Here is a 24,552-nt window from a genome sequence, read left to right on the forward strand (position 1 = left end):
TTCATATTGTCTTTGATTTTTGTTTCTTCCTGCAAATCGGTGAAAGAAATTTCTGTGGGAGAAGTAGATCATAGGTTGAGTGAAAAAGAGTTGGTTTACAAGGTTTTAGATCAACAAAAACCATTTAAAAGCCTTTTTTTTAAGCATGTTCAGTTCGAATTTGACTATCAAGGGCAATTAAGGTCTTTGAAAGGTAATCTAAATTTGATACAGGATTCGGTTATTATCTTGTCTTTAACACCATTTATGGGTATTGAGGCTTTTAGGGTTTTGCTTTATCCTGATAGGATTATTGTTATCGATCGGCTTGACAAGAAAGTTTTGCATGGCGATTATTCTTATGTGGATGAGAAATTCCATTTTCCGGTTGATTTTGCTTTTTTGCAAAGTGTCTTGACCAACTCTCTGTTTTCTTATCCCCAGGGCGATACTTTAAGTTTGCTTAAGTATTACGGATCTGTAAAGAGTGACAGGTATTCACTTACCAGTTCGAAAGGACGCCACTTTTTAAATTATTCAAAAGATAATTTTATTCATACGGTTCTGATTTCTCCTTCTATTTTTAGAATGACCTCGTCTGTAATTACTTATCCTATTCAAAATGTTTCGTTTACTGTGGATTATGATAATTTTAAAACTTTTTCATCCGATTATATTTTTCCATCAGTTATTAATATGAAGGGTAGTCATTTATCTGATACCGCGCACATAAATATATTTTTCAGTTCGTTGGAAGTAAATTCAAGTCAATCTATTTCTTCGCAAGTACCTGATAACTATGAAAATATTAATTTATAGTTTTTTTTTCGCTTTTTTTTGTTTTTTTGATCTGTCGGCTCAGAATATTTCTTCTTTGAAAGCGGATCGGGATAAGCTTTTAGACGATATAAATAAAACTCAACAATTAATTAAAACAAAGCGTATTACGCGAGAATCGACACTTGAACAACTTGAATTAATCAATAGCGAACTTGCTTTACGAGATCAACTTATCACTAAATTATTACAGGAATTAGAACAAATAGAATCGAATATTACAGCGACTGAAGAATCAATTAATCAGTTAGAAGCCGACATAGAATCTTTGAAGAAAGAGTATGCTAAATTGCTTCAGGAGACTTATCGACGTCGCAATGCCATGGATGAATTGGTTTTTTATTTTAGTGCAGGTAGCTTTTCTGAAACGTATCGCAGATATCGTTTGTTGAAAGAGTATGCACGCTATAGAAAGCATCAGGCAGATCAGCTTATTACGTCACAGCAAAAGTTAATTGCTTTGGTTAATCATGTTCAATCACAGAAGGAGCAGAAGGAGTTGTATTTAAGGTCGATTAAAGATGAAAAGCAGCTTTTGGATAGTAGTAAGGCTAAGCAGGCTGTGGTAGTTCAAAAATTACAGTCTGAAGAAGCCTGGCTTTTGAAATCAATTAAGGAGAAAAATGTTCAGGCCAAAGCTTTGGAAAATAGAATTATAGAATTGATTGCGTCTGCAGGATCAGGTAGTGATGGGGTCGATTTCGATAAATATAAGGGTAAATTAATTTGGCCGGTCACAAAGGGTTTGGTTATCAGTAAGTTTGGCGAGCATCCGCATCCTGTACTGAAATCCGTTGTTGTGAAAAATAACGGGATTGATATTCAGGTTGTGGGTAATGAAACTGTATTTTCAGTGCATAATGGAGATGTTAGTAGAATTGTTGGTATACCTGGTTATAATACAGCTGTTATAGTGCGGCATGGCAAATTTTTATCGGTTTATGCTAATCTTAAAAGTGTTACTGTTAAACAGGGTGATCGTGTTATGGCTGGTGATCCCGTTGGGGTTGTTTTCAAAGAAAGTGAGCAATTATATGGTATTTTGCATTTTGAAGTGTGGGAAGGTAATGAAAAATTAAATCCATCTGATTGGCTCGTACCTTAATTATTTATAAATTTAGTAACTCTTAGGTGTTTTAAGAGTATAATGTTTTGCTAGTTGCTATTAAGGGGGAATTTAAAAAAAAATAACAAGCTGTGGAGCGAATGGTAATTGTATCCGATATTAAGAACATCAGTTTGGTCGAGAAGTTAATTGACGATTTAACTTCCCGGTTCCAACTGCATGCTGATGTTTATGGGAAGGTCCTTTTAGCTGTTGTAGAGGGGGTTAATAATGCCATTCTGCATGGCAATAGAGGGGATAAGTCAAAACATGTTGTTATTGACTATGAAGTTAATGATTCTGACCTTGTTTTTGTTATCAAGGACGAAGGTAACGGTTTCAATTATCAGAATTTACCAGATCCTACATTGCCTGAAAATATTGAGCGTACCAGTGGTCGTGGTGTTTTCCTTATGAAGCATCTGGCTGATGATCTGGAGTTTAATGAGTGTGGTAATAACGTAAAACTGGTATTTAATAAGTAATTATTTTGAGCCTTACTATTTTTAACGAAGATGTAGATTTACCTTCTTTGCAAGTTAATATTTTGGAGGATTGGTTTAATGAGGCAACCTCTTCAAATGGCCTTAAATTAGGCGATATTTCAGTTATTTTTTGTTCTGACTCCTATTTGTTAAACATTAATCAAAAGTACCTAAATCACGACTATTATACCGATATTATCACCTTTAACTATTCCAGACGGAATGTGCTTTCAGGTGATCTGTTTATTAGTTTGGAGATGGTGGTTAATAATGCTGCCAAATTTTCTATTCCTTTTGATGAGGAATTACATCGGGTTATGATTCATGGTCTTTTGCATTTAATCGGTTTTGATGATCATACCGAAGATGATATCGCTGAGATGCGTTTTCAGGAAAATTATTGGTTGTCAAAAATTGAATTAAATACTTGATTATAAGCTCTTTCAATCTTTTTTACTTTCTTTGGTTTTATTTTTATCTCCCAGCGGTAAGCTGCTTGTATTCTGATCTGTTCAGAAGGCTTTAATTATGTTTAGTATAGATTAAACGATTTTTCTTTGAGTTTGTTTATTACTTTTGCACACTATTACTCTTCTTTTTTAAATAGATAAAATGAGGTACGATTACGATATAATTGTCGTTGGAGCGGGTCATGCAGGTTGTGAGGCCGCTGCTGCGGCTGGTACCATGGGATTAGATACTTTGTTAATCACCATGGATATGAATAAAATGGCTCAGATGAGTTGCAATCCGGCGGTAGGAGGTATTGCTAAAGGTCAGATTGTTAGGGAGATAGATGCTTTGGGAGGGCGTATGGGACAGGTAACCGATGCTTCGTCTATTCAGTTTCGAATGCTCAATCGAAGTAAGGGACCTGCAATGTGGAGTCCCAGGTCGCAATGTGACCGGATGGTTTTTTCCGCAAAATGGCGTGAGACGTTGGAGTCTATCCCTCATGTATTTTTTTGGCAGGATTTGGTTGTTGATTTGGTTCTCGAAAATAACAAAGTCAAGGGTGTTATTACTAAGATGGGCGTAACATTTTCAGCCAATCGGGTAATACTTACAAATGGTACTTTTTTAAATGGGTTGATTCATATTGGGAGCACACAGTTACATGGCGGTCGTATTTCTGAAGAGGCGTCCTATGGTATTACTGAAAAGCTTTTTTCGGCAGGTTTTAAAACCGGTAGAATGAAGACGGGCACTCCGGTTCGTATAGATGCCAGAACCATCGATTTTAGTAAAACCGTAGAACAGAAGGGTGAGGATGGTTTTTATAAGTTTAGTTATTTGCCCGGTTCTAATCGATTACTTAAACAGAAGAGTTGTTATATTACGCATACCAATAGCGAGGTGCACCAGACGATAGAAGCAAAGCTTTCTGAGAGTCCTATGTTTAATGGTACCATTCAAAGTCTTGGACCAAGGTATTGTCCGAGTATTGAAACCAAAATTGTCACTTTTAGTGGCAAGGATTCTCACCAGCTATATTTGGAGCCTGAGGGGGAGACTACAGTAGAGTATTATTTGAATGGCTTTAGTAGTAGCTTACCTATGGAAACTCAGTTTGAAGCTTTGAAAAAAATTCCGGGTTTAGAACATGCGGTTTGTTTTAGACCAGGTTATGCCATCGAATATGATTTTTTTGACCCTACGCAATTGCTTCATACCTTGGAGACAAAATTAATTAGCGGACTATATTTTGCTGGACAGATTAATGGCACCACAGGTTATGAGGAAGCAGCAGCTCAGGGTATAATGGCTGCAATTAATGCTGTTTTGGCACATCGCGGTGAAGCTCCCTTTGTTCTTAAGCGGGATGAATCTTATATTGGGGTTTTAATTGATGATTTGGTTACAAAGGGGGTTGACGAACCTTATCGGATGTTTACCAGCAGGGCAGAGTATAGAATTTTGCTTCGCCAGGATGATGCCGATGTGCGGTTAACCCCCAGGGGTTACAGTTTAGGTTTAGCTTCCAAAGAGCGCCTACAATACTTGCAGGAAAAAATTGAGTTACGCGACTCTATTATTTCTTTTCTTAAAAAACAGAGTGTACGGCCAGATGATTTGAATTTGTATCTGGCGCAAAACAACTCATCGCTACTTAAGCAGAGTGTTAAGTTGATCGATATTGTACCTCGTCCGCAAGTTTCGTTATTTTCATTATGCGATTACTATTTACCGTTCCAAAAGTTTTGTGAGAGTTTACCGGCAGAAAGAAGGGAAGAAATTATAGAAGCGGCCGAGATTTTAATCAAGTATCAGGGGTATATTAGCCGAGAGCGTATTATAGCTGATAAATTAAAGCGACTCGAGAATATTAAGATAACGGATAAATTTAATTATTCTGAAATACATACTTTATCTACAGAAGCCAGACAAAAGCTTACAAAAATTAATCCTGAAACCATAGGGCAGGCCTCCAGAATCAGTGGGGTTAGTCCCAGTGATATTAATGTACTTTTGGTGCTTTTGGGTCGATGAAGTTTCACGTGGAACATTTTAATTGTTTATTATGCGTATAACAGGACATATTGTTGATTTATTTAAGCGGCGTATTTTTGACGGCGAAATTTTAGTAGAAGGCAATCGGATTGTATCCATAAGAGAGTGTGATACGATAAACGATCAATTTATCATACCCGGCCTTATCGATTCGCATGTTCACGTAGAGAGTACGATGTTAACACCATCACGTTTTGCTGATTTAATAGTTCCACGTGGAACAGTTGGGGTTGTAACCGACCCGCACGAAATTGCAAATGTAGTGGGGGTGGCAGGCGTTGATTTTATGATTGCGGATTCGAAGCATGTTCCTGTTAAATTTTTCTTTGGCGCGCCTTCGTGTGTTCCTGCTACGGCTTTCGAAACTTCGGGAGCCGTATTGGATAGTAAAGCCATTGAATCGCTCTTGCAGCGCGATGATATTTGGTTTTTGTCTGAAATGATGAATTTCCCAGGTGTTGTATTTGATGATAAAGAAGTGTGGCAAAAAATTAAATTCGCCCATTATTATAAGAAGCCGATTGATGGCCATGCACCGGGTTTAAAAGGAGATGATTTACGTAAGTACGCCGGTGCAGGGATTTCTACCGACCATGAGTGTGCTTTTCTGGATGAAGCACTGCAGAAAATAAAACAAGGGATGATGATACAAATCAGAGAGGGTAGTGCCGCTCGTAATTTTGATTCTTTGTATTCTTTGTTTGGGTCTCATCCTGATAAATTAATGCTGTGTACGGACGACAGCCATCCTGATCAATTACTTAATGAAGGTCATATTGACCGTCTTTTGCGACGAGGGATTGAGAAGCAAATTAATATTTTTGATTTACTGCGGGCGGCTACCGTTAATCCTGTTCAACATTATGGATTACCGGTGGGTTTGTTGCGTGAGGGTGATCCGGCGGATTTTGTGGTGGTAAAAGATTTGAAAAACTTTCAGGTGTTGCAAACATGGATTGATGGTTCTCAGGTTTATGATGCTGTAAAAGGTGTTCTTTTTGATTTACCATCTATTGAGCCGGTAAATAGCTTTCGCACCGAATTGGTGGATATTTCAAAGTTGAGAACAGGGATTCCATCAGATAAGAATTTTGTAAAAGTTATAGATATTGCCGATGGCGAATTGTTGACAAAATCTTTTTTGTGGGAGCCTGTTGTTAATGAATCACGTGAGGTTTCTCCGGATATTAAACAGGATATATTGAAATTGGTAGTTGTTAATCGGTATACAGCGGAAGAGCCAATAGTAGGTTTTGTGCGTAATTTAGGTTTAAAATCAGGAGCGATTGGGGGAACAGTGGCCCACGATAGTCATAATATTATTGTGGCAGGTGTTGATGATGCATCTATTTTAGCTGTTATTAATGGTCTTATTCAAGCCAAAGGAGGTATCGCCTCTTATGCAGAAGGATATTTTGATCTGCTGCCGCTTCCTGTTGGAGGTTTAATGAGTGCTGAAGATGGTGTGTCTGTAGCCTTAAAGTATCAACAACTTAATGATAAAGCTCGTCATCTGGGTTCTAAACTGAAAGCACCTTTTATGTCTTTGGCGTTTTTGTCTCTATTAGTTATTCCCTCGTTAAAGTTAGGTGATAAAGGTCTATTTGATGTCGATAAATTTAGTTTTACCTCATTGTTTGAATAATTGAATTGATGATTGATATTCCTCAAAAGCGTTTGGCGTATCTCCGGCAACTCGTGGCTGTTTTGCCACCAAGTCCTGGCGTATATCAATATTTTGATGAAAATGATAAGATTATTTATGTAGGTAAGGCCAAAAATCTAAAAAGACGAGTCGCATCCTACTTTAATCGCGAGCCGGATAATGGAAAGACCCGCGTTTTGATTCGAAAAATTCGTAATATCAGACATATCGTTGTCGATACGGAGGAAGATGCGTTGTTACTCGAAAATAATCTGATAAAAAAATATCAGCCTCGTTACAATGTTCTTCTGAAAGATGATAAGACTTATCCCTGGATTGTGGTTAAAAATGAACCATTCCCCCGTGTTTTTCAAACCAGACAAATAGTAAAGGATGGTAGTCGTTATTTTGGGCCTTACACGTCTACTTTTATGGTCCGAACGTTGCTTGATTTATTTCGCCATTTGTACCCTTTGAGAACATGCCGTTACGATTTATCCTCCGAAAATATTCAAAGAGGAAAGTTTAAACGGTGTCTGGAATTTCATTTGGGAAATTGTAAGGCGCCGTGCGAAGGGTTACAAACCTCCCGGGAGTACCAACAGCAGATTGAGGATATTTGCGATGTGTTAAAGGGTAATGTGGTGGGGGTGCTTCGCTATCTCAAAGAGCGAATGACGCATTTGGCTTCACAATATAAATATGAAGAGGCGGAGGAGTTGCGGCAGCGTATTGAATTATTGTCGCGTTATCAGAGTAAATCTACGATTGTTAATCCGAAGATTGATAATGTGGATGTCTTCTCTATTTTAAGTGATGAGTCATCAGTGTATGTTAATTTCTTGAAGGTTTTAAACGGTGCTATTATTCAGGCACACACCATTGAATATCGGCGACGCTTGAATGAAACCGAGGCTGAGTTGTTGTCAATGGCTATCGTGGAAATGCGTGCACGCATGCAAAGTTTTTCGCCTGAGATAATTATTCCTTTTATGCCCGAAACAACTCTTAATAATGTGATTTTTACAATCCCTAAAATAGGTGATAAAAAGAAATTGCTGGAGTTGTCAGAGCGTAATGTCAAGTATTATCGTCTCGAAAAGTTAAAACAGGCTGCCAATAAGCTGCAAACGCCCCGCCATGTTAAGTTGCTCGAGCGGTTACAATCCGATTTGCATTTAAAGCAATTGCCGGTGCATATTGAGTGTTTTGATAATTCAAACATAATGGGGACTTATCCTGTGGCCGCTTGTGTTGTGTTTAAAAATGGGAAGCCGTCCAAAAAGGATTATCGCCATTTTAATATTAAGACCGTAGAAGGGCCGGATGATTTTGCCTCGATGGAGGAAGTTGTGTTTCGTCGGTACAGAAGAATGCTGGAGGAGGGGTCGCCATTACCTCAATTGATTATTGTTGATGGAGGAAAGGGACAGTTGGGTTCGGCAGTCAATGCCTTAAACGATCTTGGTATTACCGATAAAGTTACCATTATTGGGATAGCTAAGCGTCTGGAAGAGCTATTTTTCCCTGGTGACCCGGTACCTCTCTATCTCGATAAAAATACACCATCGTTAAAGCTTATTCAGCATTTGAGAAATGAAGCCCACCGTTTTGGTATTACCTTCCATCGTGATAAACGCAGTAAAGGTGCCTTGATTTCCGAATTGGATGGCATTCAGGGGGTCGGTCCAAAAAGTGTTCAGGTTTTAATGTCGCATTTCAAGTCATTATCAGGTGTTAAAGCGGCATCTTTTCAACAATTAGAAGAAGTTGTTGGAGCCAAACGAGCCGGCGCAATCATATCACATTTTTCCGGTCAATCAGAAAAATAATGCTGTTAATTCTGATAAGGAGAGCTGATATTTTTTATCGATCTGATGTTTCTCTATCTCATTTTTAATGGCGCTTTTTGTATGGTATCTGTTTTTTACTGCTTGTGTTAAGTCTTCAATAATTTGCTTCTTTGGATGATTACTATTGATTTCTATGTTTTCAATTTTACCTTTATCTGCCTGTATTTTTATTATAAAGACAAATTCATTGGCTTTACCTCTTTTTTTAAAGACGTAGGAAGGCCCGTAACTATAGTTCCATTCGGGTGTGGCATATTTATTAGCTGCTAATTCTTTTATTGCCTGTATTTCGTCAGACGTAAAGTCTATTCTTTCCGTTTCAATTTCATGCTTTTCAATGGTGTTTACAAGTTGAAGCATAAAGTCCCTGGGGGATAAATTTTCGCGATATACTTCCGACAGGTTCATGACTTCACTGCGTACTGATTTTACCGCTTTATCGGTGAACCTGGAGGGGTCGCTCTTGAGACTGGCTGTTAGTTTGTTTAGCTCCGATTGATAAAGAAGGGTGCCGTGATGCATTACGCGTCGTTTGAAAACGTGACAGGCATTACCTGATATTTTTTTGTAGTCGATTAATAAATCGTTACGCTCACCATTCCGAACCGCCACTCCCCATTCGTTTAATACATCAACTATTGGTTGGGTTGCTTTTTTAAAATCCACCAAATGACCGGTTTCTCCATTTCTTATAAAGCAAAAGTTGATATTTCCCAAATCATGGTAGACTGTACCACCACCCGACAGTCGTCGGTATAATGGAATGTTTTGTTCTTCCAGATAAGGGAGGTTGATTTCTGATAATGCATTTTGATGTTTTCCTATAATGACCGAAGGTTTGTTGATGTAAAAAAACATAATGTCATTATCTCTCTTTCGTAATAGAAATTCTTCTGTCGCCAGATTAAACGATGGTTCGTTGCTGCTACTTATAATGGTTCTGGTCATAATGTATCCTTTAGTGCTGTGCGTCGTTTTGTTTTATATTGCTTAAAATTCTGTTTGGTATTAAATGATAACTTTATATAAAACATTTAAAGTACAGTTTAATAAAGTTTTATAGATGTATATTTTATAAACTGCTGTTACTTTAATTGCGTTATTCTTTTGAATAAATTTTTACATTGGTCGTCATTTTTTATTTGAATAAACCATTTAGAACTATTCTTGTTCTTTTTTTTATTTAAAAGTAATCGATAATTTCGAGCAATCAATATTGTTTTTATGCGGGTTGTTATTCAAAGAGTAAAGAGTGCTTCGGTATCCACGTCCAATGGTTACAATCGGTCCATAAAGAAAGGTTTGCTCGTTTTGGTGGGAATTGAACATGCCGATGATCAAACAGATGTTGAATGGCTGGTTGGTAAGATTTCCGGGTTACGTATTTTTGATGATGATAACGGTGTTATGAATTTATCAGTTCAGGCTGTTAACGGCGAAGTGTTGGTTGTTAGTCAGTTTACGCTTCATGCCAGTACGAAAAGGGGAAATCGTCCATCATATATTAAAGCGGCTCCACCGGAGTTTTCAATTCCATTGTACGAGCGCTTTGTGAAAGAGATGGCGCGAAGTTTGGGCAAACCTGTGCCGACGGGTGTTTTTGGCGCAAATATGGAGGTGTCGTTGATTAACGACGGACCTGTGACTATCATTATAGATTCTAAACAAAGAGAATAGTATGACCATTGAAGAGGCACAAAAAAAGGTGGACCAATGGATCGAAACCATTGGCGTTAGATATTTTAGTGAACTAACCAATACTGCCGTTCTGATGGAAGAAGTCGGCGAGTTGGCTCGGATCATGGCCCGTCGTTACGGCGAACAGTCCTTTAAAGATGGGGAGGAAGGTTCCGATGAAAGATTGGCAGATGAAATGGCCGATGTTTTATGGGTGCTTATTTGTTTGGCGAACCAAACGGGCGTTGATTTGACAGAGGCTTTGAGTAAAAATTTTCAAAAAAAATCAATACGTGATGCCATGCGACATAAAAGTAATGCTAAATTGAAGCCTTAATTGTGGCAGGCAATTATAGTCGTGTTTTCCTTAAAACTCTAATGGCAGATCAGGGCAGTGTATTTTTGAGTCTTTAGAAATCAGAATTTTACGCTATTTTGAAATCGGGAGTTGAGACGATGATGACTTTATGTTTTTGGCAATATATGCTTGTTCATGGAGGCGGTACTTTAGTTAATAAGTTCACATTTGAGGCTTGTGAAGTCATAAAATTAAAGGCGTTACCTTTTTGTAAATAACTGCTTTTATGGGAAGCGTCGCGCTGAAGTTGTACTTTTATAGACGGACTTTGAATAGGAGAGACCTAAAATTTTATTATAATGAAAATGAATTCTTTGTTTGAGGAATTTTCGGATGATTTTGCTGCTATACCTGTTTTTGACCCTGCTCGGTTGGGTAATTCAGATTCTACGGCTAATTTATTAAAGAAAATATTCAGTTGTATTGATTTAACTTCTTTAAAAACAACTGATAGTAGTAATTCTATTGAGACTTTTTGTGAGAAAGTTGCTGATTTTCCTGAAACGTTTCCCGAAATGCCTAACGTGGCTGCGGTGTGCGTGTATCCTGTTTTTGCATCTATTCCTTCTACTAAATTGAAAGGATTGTCGGTTAAAAGAGCGGTTGTTTCGGCATGTTTTCCGTCGTCTCAAACGTTTCTGGAGACAAAGGTCGATGAATGTAAAAGAGCCGTTTATTTTGGGGCTAATGAAGTCGATATAGTCATCTCGGCCGGTGAATTCCTCGAAGGGAATTATGAATTTGTGGCTGAAGAGATTGCTTCCATTAAAAAGGTTATAGGTAATGCGCTTCTTAAAGTTATTCTTGAAACCGGAGTTCTTGATACGGACGAAAATATATGGAAGGCCTCTTTGTTAGCTATGGAGGCTGGTGCTGATTTTATTAAGACATCGACCGGAAAGCTGGAACCAGCAGCCACACCGCAGGCAGCCTGGATTATGACGCATGCTATTCTGGCTTTTTCGAAACGACGTAAGCGGATGGTGGGATTTAAGCCGGCAGGAGGTATTGCATCGGTGGATGAGGCTTTGGTATACTGGCGTATACAGGAAAAGGTGCTTGGAGAGGAATGGTTGAGCCCCGAATTGTTTCGGATTGGCGCCAGTCGTTTGGCCAATAACCTGCTTTCTGCTATTGCTCAATTAGAGGGGAAACCGGATGTTAAATGGTTCTAAATTGACCGTTTTGGTTAATCGGGAGTCCTGCCTTAGGGGACTCTTTTTTTTGTTCTGCAGTGGATTGTTTAATCTGAATTTTTTTGTTTTTGTGATTTGGGTTTTACATTCTTCGGGTTGTGGTGAAATACACCAGTTCAATTAACGACGCACGAGCTTCAGATTCTGGGTAACTGTTTAGTATTTTTAATGCCTCGTCACGAAAGTGTGTCATACGTTCTTTGGCATATCCAATGCCGCCACGTTCTTTTACCATCTGCATAATGAGTGCTATTTTTTTCTCATTCTTGTGATGACGTTTAATGGTGCGCAGAACTTTTCGTTTCTCACCATTATTCATTTGATTCAGCACATATATAAGCGGCAGTGTTATTTTCTTTTCTTTCAGGTCGTTGCCCGTAGGTTTGCCTGCGAGGTTGGTTTTTTCATAATCAAGAAGATCGTCGCGAATCTGAAAAGCCATCCCCAAAGCCGTTCCAAAGTCGTGCATTTTTTGCAGCTGCTCGGTAGATGCTTTTACCGAATAGGCGCCTGCTTTGGTACAGGCTGCTATAAGCGTGGCCGTTTTTTTGCGAATGACCTCATAATAAACTTCTTCAGTAATATTGAGCTGACGTGATTTTTCAATCTGTAACAATTCCCCTTCGCTCATTTCTTTTACAGCTTCTGACACGACTTCCAAAACGCCTATTTGCCCTGTTTTTAGGGCGCTGATAAGTCCGACGGATAAGAAGTAATCGCCCACTAAAACGGCTATTTTTGAGCGCCACAATGCATTGATGGAGAAAAATCCCCTTCGTTGATAGGTTTCATCCACCACATCGTCATGAATTAAAGTGGCCGAATGCAATAGTTCTATGAGGCCCGCGGCAGTGAAACTCGCTTCACCAATCGTTCCATTTAATTTGGCCGATAAAAATACCAACATCGGACGCATCTGCTTGCCTTTACGCCGAAGCAGGTAATTGGTGATAATCGTCAGCAACGGAATCCGCGAGTTTAATTGAGTCCTGAAATAAGACTCAAATGATTTCATTTCCGCGGCTATCGGTGCTTTAATTTTTGATGTTGTATTCATGTAGTCGTTTGATAAACCTCAAAAATAGTAATTATTTAGACAGATTCTCAGGAATTTTTCTTAAAAGCTACAGTATCAACATTTCCATTTGGTTTAAAATTCTGAATTTAGGGTCTTGTTTCTTGTCAGGCAGCAATAGGCGTGTGAATGGGCTTTTTAACAAATTAATTACATATAAATAGTTAAATATTTTAAATGTAATATAATACGCTCTTTTATTCTTCTTATCTTTGTGGTTCATACTACAAAACCATTTTGTTGGTAGGCTGTTTATTCGTTGATTATAGAAATACAAAATGGCAGATATTTGTTAAAATTATGGAAATGGAAAAAGTTGCCCCGCTGAATGTAAAAATTAAGGACCTTGATCCTGCGGCTCTCGAGCGTGCAGCAAGTATGCTTAAAGCCATTGCACATCCTATGCGCATTGCTATTATTTCTCATCTGGAAGATGGGAAGAAGTTAACGGTTACCGAAATTCATAATTTGTTAAACATAGAGCAAAGCACCACTTCTCATCATTTGGGAATTTTAAAGGATAAGGGTGTTTTAACTTCTTTGCGTGAAGGAAAAAATACCTATTACTTTTTGAAGCACGATAGCTTGCGTAATATTATTGATTGCGTAAGTAAATGTAGTGTAGGTTGATAAATGGTATTTGTTGAAGTCTTTAATTTAATAGTATTTGGTTTGAATTTGAGCGAGAGCTCATTATTCTTCTAATATTTTTGTTAATGGTAAAAATAAGACTTACTAAGGAGTTCCGTTTTGAGATGGCACATGCCTTGTACAATTATGACGGGTTGTGCAAAAATATACACGGACACTCATACATTTTGCAGGTTACAGTTATTGGTGAACCTATAACCGAATCCAATAATCCAAAATTGGGTATGGTGATGGATTTTGGTGAACTGAAAACCATCGTGAATCGTGAAATTGTTTCAAAGCTCGATCATGCAGTGGTCATTGGTGATACTTATCCCAAAAAATATGTGGCTGATTTAAGGGGAATGACCGACCGTCTTTTTGTGTTTAACTATCAGCCTACCTGCGAAAATATGCTTCTTGACTTTGTGCAACGTATTCAGCCTTATTTACCGGATGGTGTTGAACTTTTTAGTCTTAAACTACACGAAACTGCCAACTCCTTTGCGGAATGGTACGCCGCCGACAATAAATAGTTTTTCTGATAAACAATCTTTATTTTAGCATGATTATTAATGCTAAAATAAAACGGCATGTCCGAAAATAAGAAAACGCTATTTTTACTGGATGCGTATGCTTTGATCTTCAGGGCTTATTATGCATTTATCCGTGCTCCGCGAATTAACTCCAAGGGGCTGAATACCTCTGCTATCTATGGGTTTGTTAATGCTTTATGGGATATTGTTCAGCGCGAAAATCCATCGCATCTGGCGGTAGCCATTGATTTTGCCGGGCCTACTTTTAGGAATAAGATGTACAGTGAGTACAAGGCCAACCGCGAATCTACACCTGAAGATATTAAGAAGGCCGTTCCTTACATCCGGCAAATTTTAAAAGCTTTACGAATTCCCTTGCTGGAAATTGAGGGGTTTGAAGCCGATGACGTGATTGGCACATTGGCTTTAAGAGCTGGTGAGGAGGGGTTTGATACTTATATGGTTACACCCGATAAAGATTACGCACAGCTTGTAAATGAACGTGTTAAGATGTATAAACCGAAGGCACGTGGTAACGATATTGAAATTTTGGGCCCCGATGAGATCCGAACGAATTTTAATGTGCCGGAACCCATTAATGTTATTGATATTTTGGCTTTGTGGGGTGATTCGGCCGATAATGTACCAGGTTGCCCGGGAGTTGGTGAAAAGCGGTCTAAGGAGATGGTGGCTAAGTATCATAATATTGATAACATATATGCTCATATCGACGATTTTTCGGGTAAGCAGAAGGAAAATTTAATTAATTTCAGGGAACAGGTTGAGCTGGCGCGTAAATTGGTGACCATTCACACTGAGGTGCCTTTAGATGCTAAATCGGATGATTTTATCAGATCGGAACCCGATTTGGAAGCCTTAAAGAATATTTTTGAGGAGTTGGAATTCCGGACGTTGTGGAAGCGCATATCCGGAAAGGAGCTAACTCAGGCCAAAGCACAACCCATGCAGACTTCTTTGTTTGGCGATGATAGTCCTGTTGTCCAGGCAGTAGATGACGACAGTATTAATTTTAAATCTATTGATGAAGTTAAGCATCAATACTTTTTGGTGGATAATGAGATGGCTGTTGATTCGTTGGCGATGGAACTGGCTATGCAGACCGAATTTTGTTTTGATACGGAAACCACCGGTTTAAATGTGCGTGAAGACGCGCTTCTTGGAATTGCTTTTTCGTGGAACGTTCATGAAGGTTATTATCTGGTTTTGCCGCCTGAAAGGGATAAAGCAAAGGAATTACTCGATAAGTTTCGTCATGCGTTTGACAATCCCGGATGTCTTAAAATAGGCCAGAATATAAAGTTTGATCTGTTAATGTTACGCCAATATGGTATTAATGTCGGGGGCCCGTTGTTCGACACAATGGTGGCGCATCATTTGTTGCAGCCCGGGTTGAAACATAACATGGATTATCTCTCGGAAGTTTATCTGCATTATCGTCCCGTTAGTATTGAGTCGTTAATAGGTTCCAAAGGTAAGAACCAGGGGAACATGCGCGATGTAGATGTTCAACTGGTAAAGGAATATGCCTGTGAAGATGCCGATGTGACTTTTCAATTAAAGCAGATTCTTTATAAGGAGCTTCAGGATGCTGCGTTAACAGGTTTTTTTGAAACTGTGGAAATGCCATTGGTACGTGTGTTGGCTCAGATGGAAGAGGAAGGCGCCCGAATCGATACGGCTGTGTTGAAGCAAACGGCATTGGAGCTGGAAGAAAAGCTGGACGGCATACAAAAGGAGATTATTGATATGGCTGGCATGACATTTAATGTGAACAGCCCTAAGCAGGTGGGTGAGGTTTTATTTGAGCATTTAAAAATTGAGGGTAAAGCATCCAAAACCAAGACGGGACAATTTTCCACCAGCGAGGAGAATCTTCAAAAGTTACGCGATAAACATCCTATTATTGGTCTGATACTGGAGCAACGTGGTCTTAAGAAGCTGTTGTCTACTTATGTGTACGCGTTACCTCAATTGGTAGATAAACATACAGGGCGTATTCATACCAGTTACAATCAGGCGGTGGTGGTTACCGGCCGTCTCAGTAGTACGAATCCTAATTTACAGAATATTCCCATTCGTGATGACGAAGGAAAGGTGATGCGTAAAGCGTTTGTGCCACGTCAAAAGGATTGGCTTTTTTTCAGTGCAGACTATTCGCAGGTGGAATTACGTTTGATGGCTCATTTAAGTGGCGATGCGCATTTGGTTGATGCTTTTCGTCGTGGTGAAGATATACATGCAGCTACTGCAGCGCGTATTTTTAAGGTTTCCATCAGTGAAGTGACTTCTGATATGAGGCGGAAAGCTAAGACGGCTAATTTTGGTATTATTTACGGCATTTCTGCCTTCGGATTGTCTGAGCGGCTCAATATACCAAGGGGAGAAGCAAAGGCTATTATTGATGGTTATTTTGAGAGTTTCCCGGGGGTTAAATTATTTATGGAAGCCTGCATTGCCACAGCACGCGAAAAGGGGTATGTGGAAACCTTATCCGGCCGTAGGCGTTATTTACCTGATATTAATTCGCGTAATGCCGTGGTTCGTGGCGTGGCCGAACGAAATGCCATTAACGCACCCATTCAGGGAACGGCGGCTGATATTATAAAAAAGGCCATGGTCGATATTCAGACTGTATTGGCTGAGAAACAGCTTCAATCGAAGATGATTCTTCAGGTTCATGATGAATTGAACTTCGATGTGGCACCCGGTGAACTGGAAGTATTAAGATCTATTGTGATAGAAAAGATGCAATCGGCATACGCACTTGATGTACCTCTGTTGGTCGATACCGGAGTGGGGCAGAACTGGCTCGATGCCCATTGATAATTGGCGCTTGCAAGAAAACTCCTGTGGCACATAAAAAAGCTTCATTTTAGATGCTTTCGAAGCCAGAAAAATTATGATGTTGTTAATGATTATTTTGAACGCGGGCGTAACGAAAAAAAACGTTTATCTTGGCAACCCAATTTTAATGAAATTAGGACGGGAAACCGGCTTTACGAATCTGTTTTATCAAGTCGTTTGCAAACAACAACCTTAAAACTTTAGGCCTTGTTCGGAGCTGCAGTCAGAGGTCTTTTTGGGACTTTAATCAGATCAGGCAGATAAACGGATATTCATTAATTTTTTTAATTTTAAAGGCGTGTAACTGATAAATTTAGAATAAACGTGGATCTCTTTTTTGTTATTTTGGGCATCCTGTTACTTTTGACAGGTATTGTGGGATGTGTATTGCCAGTGTTGCCGGGTCCACCTATTAGCTATGTGGCGTTGCTAATGCTACAGCTTACCCATTGGGGTCATTTTTCTTCGGGATTTTTATGGGGAGGGGCTCTGGCTGCTGTGATCGTAACAATTTTGGACTATTGGGTGCCGGCCTGGGGAACAAGAAAGTTAGGAGGCAGTAAACGTGGCGTTTGGGGTGCCTCCATTGGTTTGCTAATTGGTTTTTTTGTGGGGCCGCTGGGTATGATTATTGGTTCTTTCATGGGTGCATTAATAGGTGAACTGTCCTATCATTCAGATACCACCCGCGCCCTCAAAGCGGCTATTGGCTCTTTTATTGGCATCATTACAGGGATGGTTTTAAAATTGACGGTTTCTGTTTTTTTTGCCTGGCATTTTTTTAAGGAGTGGTTGTTTTAGCATAAAAAAAGCGATCTGATTATTTCAGATCGCTTTTTTTGTGTGTGCTTTGTTCTGATTTTACAGACAAACACTATTTAGAGCCTGTCCATAAACGAAGTGTTTGAAATATAAAGTTCAAATTCAAGGCTTGCGAAGTCATAAAATTCAAGGAGTTTACTTTTCGTAAATGACTGTTTTTATGACAAGCGTAACGCAGAAGTTGACTTTATAGACAAACACTATTTAGTTTTGTCTTTTATCACCGGCATGAGTCAAAATTGTACCGTTAAGCATGCCTGTGTATTTCGACATATCGCCAAATACATTCATTGCCGTTTCAACTTCTTTGTCATCCTGCAGATTGTATAGGATCGCTCCTTTTTGGTAGTAGTAACGGCGCATTAGTTCAATGGCAACCAAATTTTCCACTTCGTCGCGGAAATTATCAAGATCTCTGCCGACATTGGCATGCAGATGTTCCTCCATGTCATCAAACAGTTTGCGGTTTAATTCGTAATATTCTTCTTCTTTGGCCGTTTCTTTCAGTTTTTTTAGCAGGCTTTCAGATTCGGATTCATATTTGAAATCCTTTAAGCCACTAACATATTCTTTGAAATCAGTGAATATTTCGTCCGTTATTTTGAATTTATCAGGCGTTGCAATGGCGTTGTGTTCCAGTGAAAATTTAGTGGCATAATCAAAGGTGGTTTGGTTCATGATCAATGCCATGCTAATGTTGCTATAAGTCTCTTGTTCTGTTTCAATATCAGGAGATATGCCACCGCCATCAAATACCGTACGGCCATTTTTGGTTTTAAAAGGTTTCATGAGTGAATCAGGAACCAGACCTACGCTACCGTCTTCGTTACGGTTTGCATAATCAACGGCTTGGATGCAACGGCCACTTGGAATATAATACTTTGCTGTGGTCACTTTCAGGCTTGAATTGTATGCCAGGTTACGGGTGGTTTGAACCAGTCCTTTTCCGAATGAACGATGTCCGATTATGATGGCTCGGTCCTGATCCTGAAGGGATCCGGCAACAATTTCGCTGGCCGAGGCGGAACCCCGGTTTATCAGCACGGCCATTGGCATAACTGTGTCAATGGGTTCGCGGGGGGCACGATAGCTGTTGTCCCATTGCGCAACCTTGCCTTTTGTGTTGACGACTTCACTGCCACGAGGTAAAAACAGGTTGGCAACTTTTACGGCTTCATCCAATAACCCGCCGGGGTTTCCCCGAAGATCAAAGACCAGCTTTTGCATTCCCTGATTCTTTTTTAAGTCTATAAATGCTTTTTCAACTTCCTTGGCGCAGTCTTGTGTGAAATTATTAAGTATGATAATTCCTGTTTCGCTGTCGAGCATACCGTAATAGGGAACCGGGTTGATTTGAATAACGCGGCGGGTAATGGGGATTTCCAGTTTCTCATTTTTACCCGGACGTTCTATTAATACTTTAATTTGTGTACTGGCAGGTCCTTTTAATCTTTCACTTACCTTTGATACATCTTTGCCTTTCATATCGTCGCCATCAATTTTCAGAATGCGATCGCCGGCTTTCAATCCGGCTTCCTGAGCCGGGAAGCCTTCGTAGGGTTCTGAGATAACAATGTAATCGCCGCGTTTTGTTATAATAGCGCCGATACCTGCATATTCACCTGTTGTCATAAATTTGAAATCATCCATTTCCGATTCCGGAATGAAAGTGGTATACGGATCAAGCGATTCGAGCATTGCGTCGATGCCCGTTTTTATTAATTTTTCAGGATTGGTTTCATCTACATAAAAACTATTCAGTTCCCTGAAAAGCGTGTAGAAAATATCCAGATTTTTAACAATTTCAAAATTTCTACGGTCGCTGGAAGCTGCAACAAATCCAACAAGTATAACCGAGCTTAGCAGGCTGGCTAACAACCATTTTTTTAAAAAAAATCTTTTCTTCTTTACCATTTGATAAGGTATTTATTAATTTTTATTGCTGTTAGGATTGTCTTCACAAATACCGTTCCATGTGATTTTAACCCGACACTTCCGATGTTGCAAATTTAGTATTTATTATGAAATGAGCATGTTAATTAAGTTACAAACAGGTGTTAAGCGCAGTGTCAGAGGTTTGTCGCCTTATCGGAACGGGGAAGACAGTAGAAAATGCGTGTTGTGCGAATGCCGGTATTATCAATCAGGGTAATAATATGACGCCCTTTGTCCGGTTGGATTTCCATGTCGTGGGGAGATTGGGTGCTGCCCAGAAAATTACCATCCAGATGCCAGAAAATTACCGCATCGGGATTGCGGTGAATAGCTTTTAAAATGACTTTTTGTAAAGAGCCATCGAGTCCTATGGGCAGCGCTATGGTTGTGTTGGCCGGTGGATATACAAATTCCATGGGTTGCTCTTCACTACTGTCGAAGCAGCCTGGTTTTAGTGGAGGTAGTGTTTTATATTCCGGATGGCGTCGTTGGTAATACCATTCCATTACAGGAGGGAGTGTGAAGTAGTTTACGGCCTTAATGTTGTTGGCTGACTCACAACCAATGCGGGTACGATAACGTTCGTCTTTGGTCACGTGTTCGATGTGATGATAGGGGCATGGTTTATTTTCCCTGGTTTGACGGGGCACGAGAAGTGTGTCCGTTTCGGAGCAATAAGGCCCCGCACGGTAGCCTGATAACCGGCAAATGGTTGTTTCTGCTAAATCGTCATAAGGTGTCGCAAATTTTGGTGTGGGGGGCAGCAGATTGAATAATTCGAAGAGCATAGGTCCGGCAGCGGTGCCTCCCACTATCCCAGGACGGCCTTCGCCGGAGGCATTGCCTGCCCATACGGCGATCACATACTGTGGGGTTACGCCTACAGCCCATGCATCTCTGAAGCCGAAACTGGTGCCTGTTTTCCAGGCGATTTGTCTTGAAGTGCCGAAATATTTCCAGCCCGACTCTTCGGGGGGCCGTTGCAGATTGGTCATTGCTTTAAATGTTTGATAAATAGTTCCGGCTCTAAGTACAGGTGTATATGATATATTATTTTTTGTGGATGGGGTATGAGTGGTTGGTTCACAGCTTAACGATCGCGTTAAGTGATCGCTGTATGTGCCATCGTTTGCGACATAATAATTGAGTGTTCGCGACATGGAGGCATAGCAGCCTGCCAGCTCCAGCAAGGTGATTTCGCCTCCGCCAAGTATCAGACTTAAACCGTAGTGGCTGTATGGCTGATTAAAAGTGGTGAAACCGCATCTTTTTAGTGTTTTTAAGAAGATCTCACCACCAAAACGATCAAGCAGTCGGACGAAGGGGATGTTTAGCGATCGGCTTAAAGCTTCGTCGGCGGGCACTGCTCCGTCATAGAAGGCTTGATAGTTGCGAGGTACAAAATTTTTGTAATACGTTGGAATATCTGGTAGTAACGTGGTGGGCATTATTAGTCCTTCCTGTAAAGCCGCGGCATAAAGTATGGGTTTCAGAACGCTGCCTGAACTACGTGGTGCTCTGATAATATCAACCTGATTGCCCTTATAGGGTTCTGTGGGGTCTGAATTTCCGATGTAGGCGATTATTTCACCGGTTTCTACGTTTGCGATTAGGGCCGCTGCGTTATATATTTCATTTTGGCTTAATCGGTGGCTGTGTTGATTAACGATGCGTGCGGCATTAATTTGTAAATGCCGGTCAATGGATGTACGAATGTTTTTTCCTTTTTTGTTTTTCAGATAAAAATCAAGCAGGTGCGGGGTCAGTTGCGGCAATGCCTGAGGTTTTTCGGGCAATGGTTCCAAAAGCGCCAGTTGACACGTTAAACTATCCAAATAACCTTTGGTATATAGCTTTTGTAACAGGCGGTTTCTCTTTTTTATCAGAAGAGTCCGGTTTTTCCCGGGGTGCATTAAGCCTGGAGCATTTGGTAATACGGCCAGCAAAGCGGTTTCACTCCAGGTTAATTCTTGCGCAGGATGATTGAAATAACGCCATGAAGCCGCTTCGAGACCAACGGTGTTACCTCCAAATGGAGCATGGGCTGCATATAGTTTTAAAATGGCGTCTTTGCTGTTGGTGAGTTCCAGACGCAGTGCCTTTATAATTTCTATGGTTTTAGTAAAAACAGTTCGTTTGGATGGTTGTGCCAGTCTTATCACCTGCATGGTTATGGTACTTCCTCCGCTGACGATTTTGCCTTGCTTGATATTTTGGGACAGGGCCCGCAGCAATGAAATAGGATTTACGCCCGGATGTTTATAAAAATAGGCATCTTCAAATGTTAAGAGGGCGGTTATAAATTTAGCAGGGACTGAATCGGCTGGTGGAAATCGCCACTGCCCGTCGTCGGCAATATGAGCACCAAGTAACTGTCCGCTGCGATCAGTCACAACGGTCGAATAGCTTGTTTTGAAAAGTGGCCGCGGTATTGAGTACCAAAAAAACAACCATCCGGCAATGAGAAGAATACCCCATTTCAGATGGTTGTTATGTAGTGCTTTTCCGAAAGTTTTCCTGCTAATGCTAAGTAAAATAGGTTTAAACGATATCATGGCAAATGGTATTGTGACCGCCAATTTACCCAATATTTTTTATCGTGGTACCTGATGTTAAATAAAGGCAGCCAGAATTTGAACGCAGATAATTAAAATCACCATAGCCACAGGATAAACGGTTGCGTATGCCACTGCCGGAGCATTGGTGTCGGTCATTGGCGAGGCAGCGGCCAATCCCGGTGTGCTGGTCATGGCACCCGTTAAGGTTCCCATCAACGACAAAATGTTCATTTTTTTGGAAAATCTGGCGACAATTACGGTCAATATCATGGGGACTAATGTGATGGCGCCCCCGATCACAAACAGATTATAGCCATAGCTCTCAAAAGTACCGACGATATTAGCACCAGCTTTGGTTCCTACTTCTACCAAAAAGAACATGAGGCCCAACTGGCGTAGCAGTTGCGTGGCAGCACCCGACATACTCCAAATGATCGGACCGGTGCGACCCAGTCGGCTGAGTATCATTCCTACTAATAGAATGCCTCCGGTTAACCCGGGACTGAAAGTGAAATTATCACCGAATGAGAGTGACAGATTACCGAATACTATACCCAGAACAATACCTGCTGCAATGGGAAAGAAGTCTGTGTCGGACAGTTTCTTATCGTTATTGCCGAAGATGTTAATAACCTGTTTCATGTTTTCCCGGCTGCAGGCGACTAATAGTTTATCACCCATCTGTAGTCGTATCGATGGCGATGGCGTGATGTCAATACCACTTCGTCGAACACGGGTGGCGGTTGCCTGATAGTTGGTCCATAAGTTGAAGACGCGTAATTCTTTGTTAATAGCATCTTTATTGGTGACCAAGACGGATTGTACTTCGTAGGATTTATGCAACGGTATTTCTTCGTCACTTTTACTACCAATGAGCAGACCTATTTTGGTTAATGCTTCTTCAGTTCCCACAGCCTTTATTAGGTCACCTTTGGCCAATGTTGCGACGGGGGAGGGTACGATGGGTTCTCCCTGGTGTTGAATTCGTGAAATAACCGCATTGGTCATCGAGCGGAGTTTTAGTTCGCCAATGGTTTTATTACAAACGGCATCGTTTTCAACTTTAAAAATCTGGCTTTTTATTTCGGGAAATCCTGAGTTGCTTTCTTTTTCGTATTGTTCTTCTGCTGCCTTTATGTTGGCGCGCGTAAGTTTTGGGTATAAGCGTACAAATAAGATGACTCCAATGACACCAAACGGGTAAGCAATACCGTAACCGATGGAAATGAGCGGTGAATGAGCGGTTGCGTCAATTCCTGCTGCTAATCCGGGTGTGCTTGTTAATGCACCTGTGAGTAAACCGATGGCAACAGGCATTTCTATGCCGCCAAATTTGTAACTTAGAAAGGCAATTAAAGAGGCTGATACAATGACAATGGTTGTTAGTAGCACCAGTGTACGCCCTTGTTTCTTAAATGAATCAAAAAAACCTGGTCCCGCTTGCATGCCAATTGTGTATATAAAAAGGACCAGTCCCAGTGTTCCTATTATTGGTGGCATGGTAACACCCAGATGACCAAATAATAGGGCCACGAAGATGATGGCTGAAATGTCCAGCGAAATGCCGGCTACTTTGATGTTGCCAATGATGAATCCAAGGCAAATAATGACGAATAACGCCACGTACGGTTGACTGATGAGCTCCATAATAGTTTGTGATTTTTTTGAGGGTGCAAATGTAGGGTAAATATAGGTTTTGGACCTGAAAAAGACGTTGTTAAATGTTGTAAAACTAAAATTTATGCATTTTATAACATCTGTTGTGTTTTAATATGAAGGTTTACTGATGTTTGTTTTGTTTTTAATTATTATGGGTGGCTATTTTTCTTACTTTTGTGTACTATGTAGTGCTTTGCCCGAAAATGCCAGTGGCAGACAAGAAAGCTTTGTTTTTGAGGCTTGCGAAAGTCGAAAAAGTTGAGTTTACTGGTGTAAGTAACTCCTTTGAAGGCGGACGTAACGAAAAAAAATGGCGTTTTTTTGTTGCCATTATATAATTTTTAAATCTTAGCACTTTATCCTGTATGAAAATAATATATTATCATGGACAAGTCACATGACCTCGTAAAGAAGCAGCATTTGCTGGATCAGCGTTATCTGGGTATGGCAGCTATATGGGCCCAGAATTCCTATTGCAAAAGACGGCAGGTAGGGGCGTTGCTCGTCAAAAATAAAATGATTATCAGCGATGGGTACAATGGGACGCCTTCCGGTTTTGAAAATATTTGTGAGGATGAGGAAGGCAAAACAAAACCGTACGTACTTCATGCCGAAGCCAATGCGATTACGAAAGTGGCACGAAGTAACAACAGTTCTGATGGTGCGACGCTTTATGTTACCTCGTCACCGTGTATTGAATGTGCCAAGCTTATTATTCAGGCTGGTATTGTAAGGGTTGTCTTTTCTGAAAATTATCGGGTGGATGACGGTATCAGGTTACTTGAAAGAGCTGGTATAGAAATAGTTCAAATTTAAAGTTCTTCTT

Annotated in this window: 21 protein-coding genes; 16 read left to right on the forward strand and 5 right to left on the reverse strand. The window is 40.2% G+C overall.

Going from position 1 to position 24,552, the window contains the following annotated elements; all coding sequences use genetic code 11:
- Window positions 1-6: 6 nt before the first annotated feature.
- The 7 genes from ACT3CD_RS09735 (at window position 7) to uvrC (ending at window position 8,394) form a co-directional block, all read left to right on the forward strand.
- Window positions 7-798, forward strand: a complete 792-nt coding sequence (locus ACT3CD_RS09735; RefSeq protein ID WP_444645232.1) for a DUF4292 domain-containing protein — start codon at window positions 7-9, stop codon at window positions 796-798.
- Window positions 779-1,921, forward strand: a complete 1,143-nt coding sequence (locus ACT3CD_RS09740) for a murein hydrolase activator EnvC family protein (protein WP_444645234.1) — start codon at window positions 779-781, stop codon at window positions 1,919-1,921. The genes ACT3CD_RS09735 and ACT3CD_RS09740 overlap by 20 nt, the downstream gene beginning before the upstream one ends.
- A 101-nt stretch (window positions 1,922-2,022) precedes the next feature.
- Complete coding sequence (locus tag ACT3CD_RS09745) at window positions 2,023-2,406, forward strand: ATP-binding protein (RefSeq protein ID WP_444645479.1); 384 nt, start codon at window positions 2,023-2,025, stop codon at window positions 2,404-2,406.
- 5 nt (window positions 2,407-2,411) lie between these two features.
- Window positions 2,412-2,837 carry an rRNA maturation RNase YbeY gene (gene ybeY, locus ACT3CD_RS09750; protein ID WP_444645236.1) on the forward strand — a complete coding sequence of 142 codons (426 nt, stop codon included), beginning with the start codon at window positions 2,412-2,414 and terminating at the stop codon, window positions 2,835-2,837.
- A gap of 181 nt (window positions 2,838-3,018) precedes the next feature.
- The gene (gene mnmG / locus ACT3CD_RS09755) at window positions 3,019-4,896 is read left to right on the forward strand and encodes a tRNA uridine-5-carboxymethylaminomethyl(34) synthesis enzyme MnmG (RefSeq protein ID WP_444645238.1); all 1,878 of its coding nucleotides are present in this window, start codon (window positions 3,019-3,021) and stop codon (window positions 4,894-4,896) included.
- Between the two features lie 31 nt (window positions 4,897-4,927).
- Entirely contained in the window at window positions 4,928-6,562 is a 1,635-nt protein-coding gene (gene ade / locus ACT3CD_RS09760) for an adenine deaminase (RefSeq protein WP_444645240.1), read from the forward strand.
- A gap of 8 nt (window positions 6,563-6,570) precedes the next feature.
- Window positions 6,571-8,394 carry an excinuclease ABC subunit UvrC gene (gene uvrC / locus ACT3CD_RS09765; protein ID WP_444645242.1) on the forward strand — a complete coding sequence of 608 codons (1,824 nt, stop codon included), beginning with the start codon at window positions 6,571-6,573 and terminating at the stop codon, window positions 8,392-8,394.
- On the opposite strand, the gene ACT3CD_RS09770 is transcribed toward uvrC, so the two are convergent.
- Window positions 8,383-9,363: a lipoate--protein ligase family protein gene (locus ACT3CD_RS09770; protein ID WP_444645244.1), complete on the reverse strand. Its 981-nt coding sequence runs from the start codon at window positions 9,361-9,363 to the stop codon at window positions 8,383-8,385. The two genes, uvrC and ACT3CD_RS09770, sit on opposite strands and share 12 nt — an antisense overlap.
- Window positions 9,364-9,639: 276 nt before the next feature.
- Between ACT3CD_RS09770 and dtd the strand changes: the two genes are divergently transcribed.
- The 3 genes from dtd (at window position 9,640) to deoC (ending at window position 11,625) form a co-directional block, all read left to right on the forward strand.
- A complete protein-coding gene (dtd, locus tag ACT3CD_RS09775; RefSeq protein ID WP_444645246.1) occupies window positions 9,640-10,092 on the forward strand; it encodes a D-aminoacyl-tRNA deacylase in 453 nt (150 codons plus the stop codon).
- 1 nt (window position 10,093) lies between these two features.
- Window positions 10,094-10,429, forward strand: coding sequence for a nucleotide pyrophosphohydrolase (locus tag ACT3CD_RS09780; protein WP_444645248.1), 336 nt, complete (start codon window positions 10,094-10,096; stop codon window positions 10,427-10,429).
- Between the two features lie 320 nt (window positions 10,430-10,749).
- Complete coding sequence (gene deoC, locus ACT3CD_RS09785; protein WP_444645250.1) at window positions 10,750-11,625, forward strand: deoxyribose-phosphate aldolase; 876 nt, start codon at window positions 10,750-10,752, stop codon at window positions 11,623-11,625.
- A 103-nt stretch (window positions 11,626-11,728) separates the two neighbouring features.
- Here the strand turns inward: deoC and ACT3CD_RS09790 are convergent, their stop codons facing one another.
- A complete protein-coding gene (locus ACT3CD_RS09790; protein WP_444645252.1) occupies window positions 11,729-12,661 on the reverse strand; it encodes a polyprenyl synthetase family protein in 933 nt (310 codons plus the stop codon).
- Between the two features lie 366 nt (window positions 12,662-13,027).
- On the opposite strand from ACT3CD_RS09790, the gene ACT3CD_RS09795 reads away from it, so the two are divergent.
- The 4 genes from ACT3CD_RS09795 (at window position 13,028) to ACT3CD_RS09810 (ending at window position 17,553) form a co-directional block, all read left to right on the forward strand.
- On the forward strand, window positions 13,028-13,351 hold the full coding sequence (locus tag ACT3CD_RS09795) for an ArsR/SmtB family transcription factor (RefSeq protein WP_444645254.1): 324 nt from the start codon (window positions 13,028-13,030) through the stop codon (window positions 13,349-13,351).
- A gap of 86 nt (window positions 13,352-13,437) precedes the next feature.
- A complete protein-coding gene (locus ACT3CD_RS09800) occupies window positions 13,438-13,887 on the forward strand; it encodes a 6-pyruvoyl trahydropterin synthase family protein (protein WP_444645256.1) in 450 nt (149 codons plus the stop codon).
- Window positions 13,888-13,944: 57 nt separating this feature from the next.
- Window positions 13,945-16,731 (forward strand): DNA polymerase I, encoded by a 2,787-nt coding sequence (polA, locus tag ACT3CD_RS09805; protein WP_444645258.1) that lies wholly within the window; start codon window positions 13,945-13,947, stop codon window positions 16,729-16,731.
- 345 nt (window positions 16,732-17,076) lie between these two features.
- Window positions 17,077-17,553, forward strand: a complete 477-nt coding sequence (locus ACT3CD_RS09810; protein ID WP_444645260.1) for a DUF456 domain-containing protein — start codon at window positions 17,077-17,079, stop codon at window positions 17,551-17,553.
- Window positions 17,554-17,778: 225 nt separating this feature from the next.
- Here ACT3CD_RS09810 and ACT3CD_RS09815 read toward each other — a convergent pair whose 3' ends face one another.
- The 3 genes from ACT3CD_RS09815 to ACT3CD_RS09825 form a co-directional block, all read right to left on the reverse strand.
- Window positions 17,779-19,488: a S41 family peptidase gene (locus tag ACT3CD_RS09815; protein WP_444645262.1), complete on the reverse strand. Its 1,710-nt coding sequence runs from the start codon at window positions 19,486-19,488 to the stop codon at window positions 17,779-17,781.
- Window positions 19,489-19,643: 155 nt separating this feature from the next.
- Entirely contained in the window at window positions 19,644-22,064 is a 2,421-nt protein-coding gene (pbpC, locus tag ACT3CD_RS09820; protein ID WP_444645264.1) for a penicillin-binding protein 1C, read from the reverse strand.
- A gap of 57 nt (window positions 22,065-22,121) precedes the next feature.
- Window positions 22,122-23,714 carry an aspartate:alanine exchanger family transporter gene (locus tag ACT3CD_RS09825; protein ID WP_444645266.1) on the reverse strand — a complete coding sequence of 531 codons (1,593 nt, stop codon included), beginning with the start codon at window positions 23,712-23,714 and terminating at the stop codon, window positions 22,122-22,124.
- Window positions 23,715-23,881: 167 nt separating this feature from the next.
- On the opposite strand from ACT3CD_RS09825, the gene ACT3CD_RS09830 reads away from it, so the two are divergent.
- Both ACT3CD_RS09830 and ACT3CD_RS09835 read left to right on the forward strand, forming a co-directional pair.
- Window positions 23,882-24,064 carry a hypothetical protein gene (locus ACT3CD_RS09830; protein WP_444645267.1) on the forward strand — a complete coding sequence of 61 codons (183 nt, stop codon included), beginning with the start codon at window positions 23,882-23,884 and terminating at the stop codon, window positions 24,062-24,064.
- A 46-nt stretch (window positions 24,065-24,110) separates the two neighbouring features.
- Window positions 24,111-24,542, forward strand: coding sequence for a deoxycytidylate deaminase (locus ACT3CD_RS09835; RefSeq protein WP_444645269.1), 432 nt, complete (start codon window positions 24,111-24,113; stop codon window positions 24,540-24,542).
- The last annotated feature ends 10 nt before the right edge of the window (window positions 24,543-24,552 follow it).

This window comes from Geofilum sp. OHC36d9, assembly GCF_052400685.1.
Lineage (GTDB): Bacteria > Bacteroidota > Bacteroidia > Bacteroidales > Marinilabiliaceae > CAZHHH01.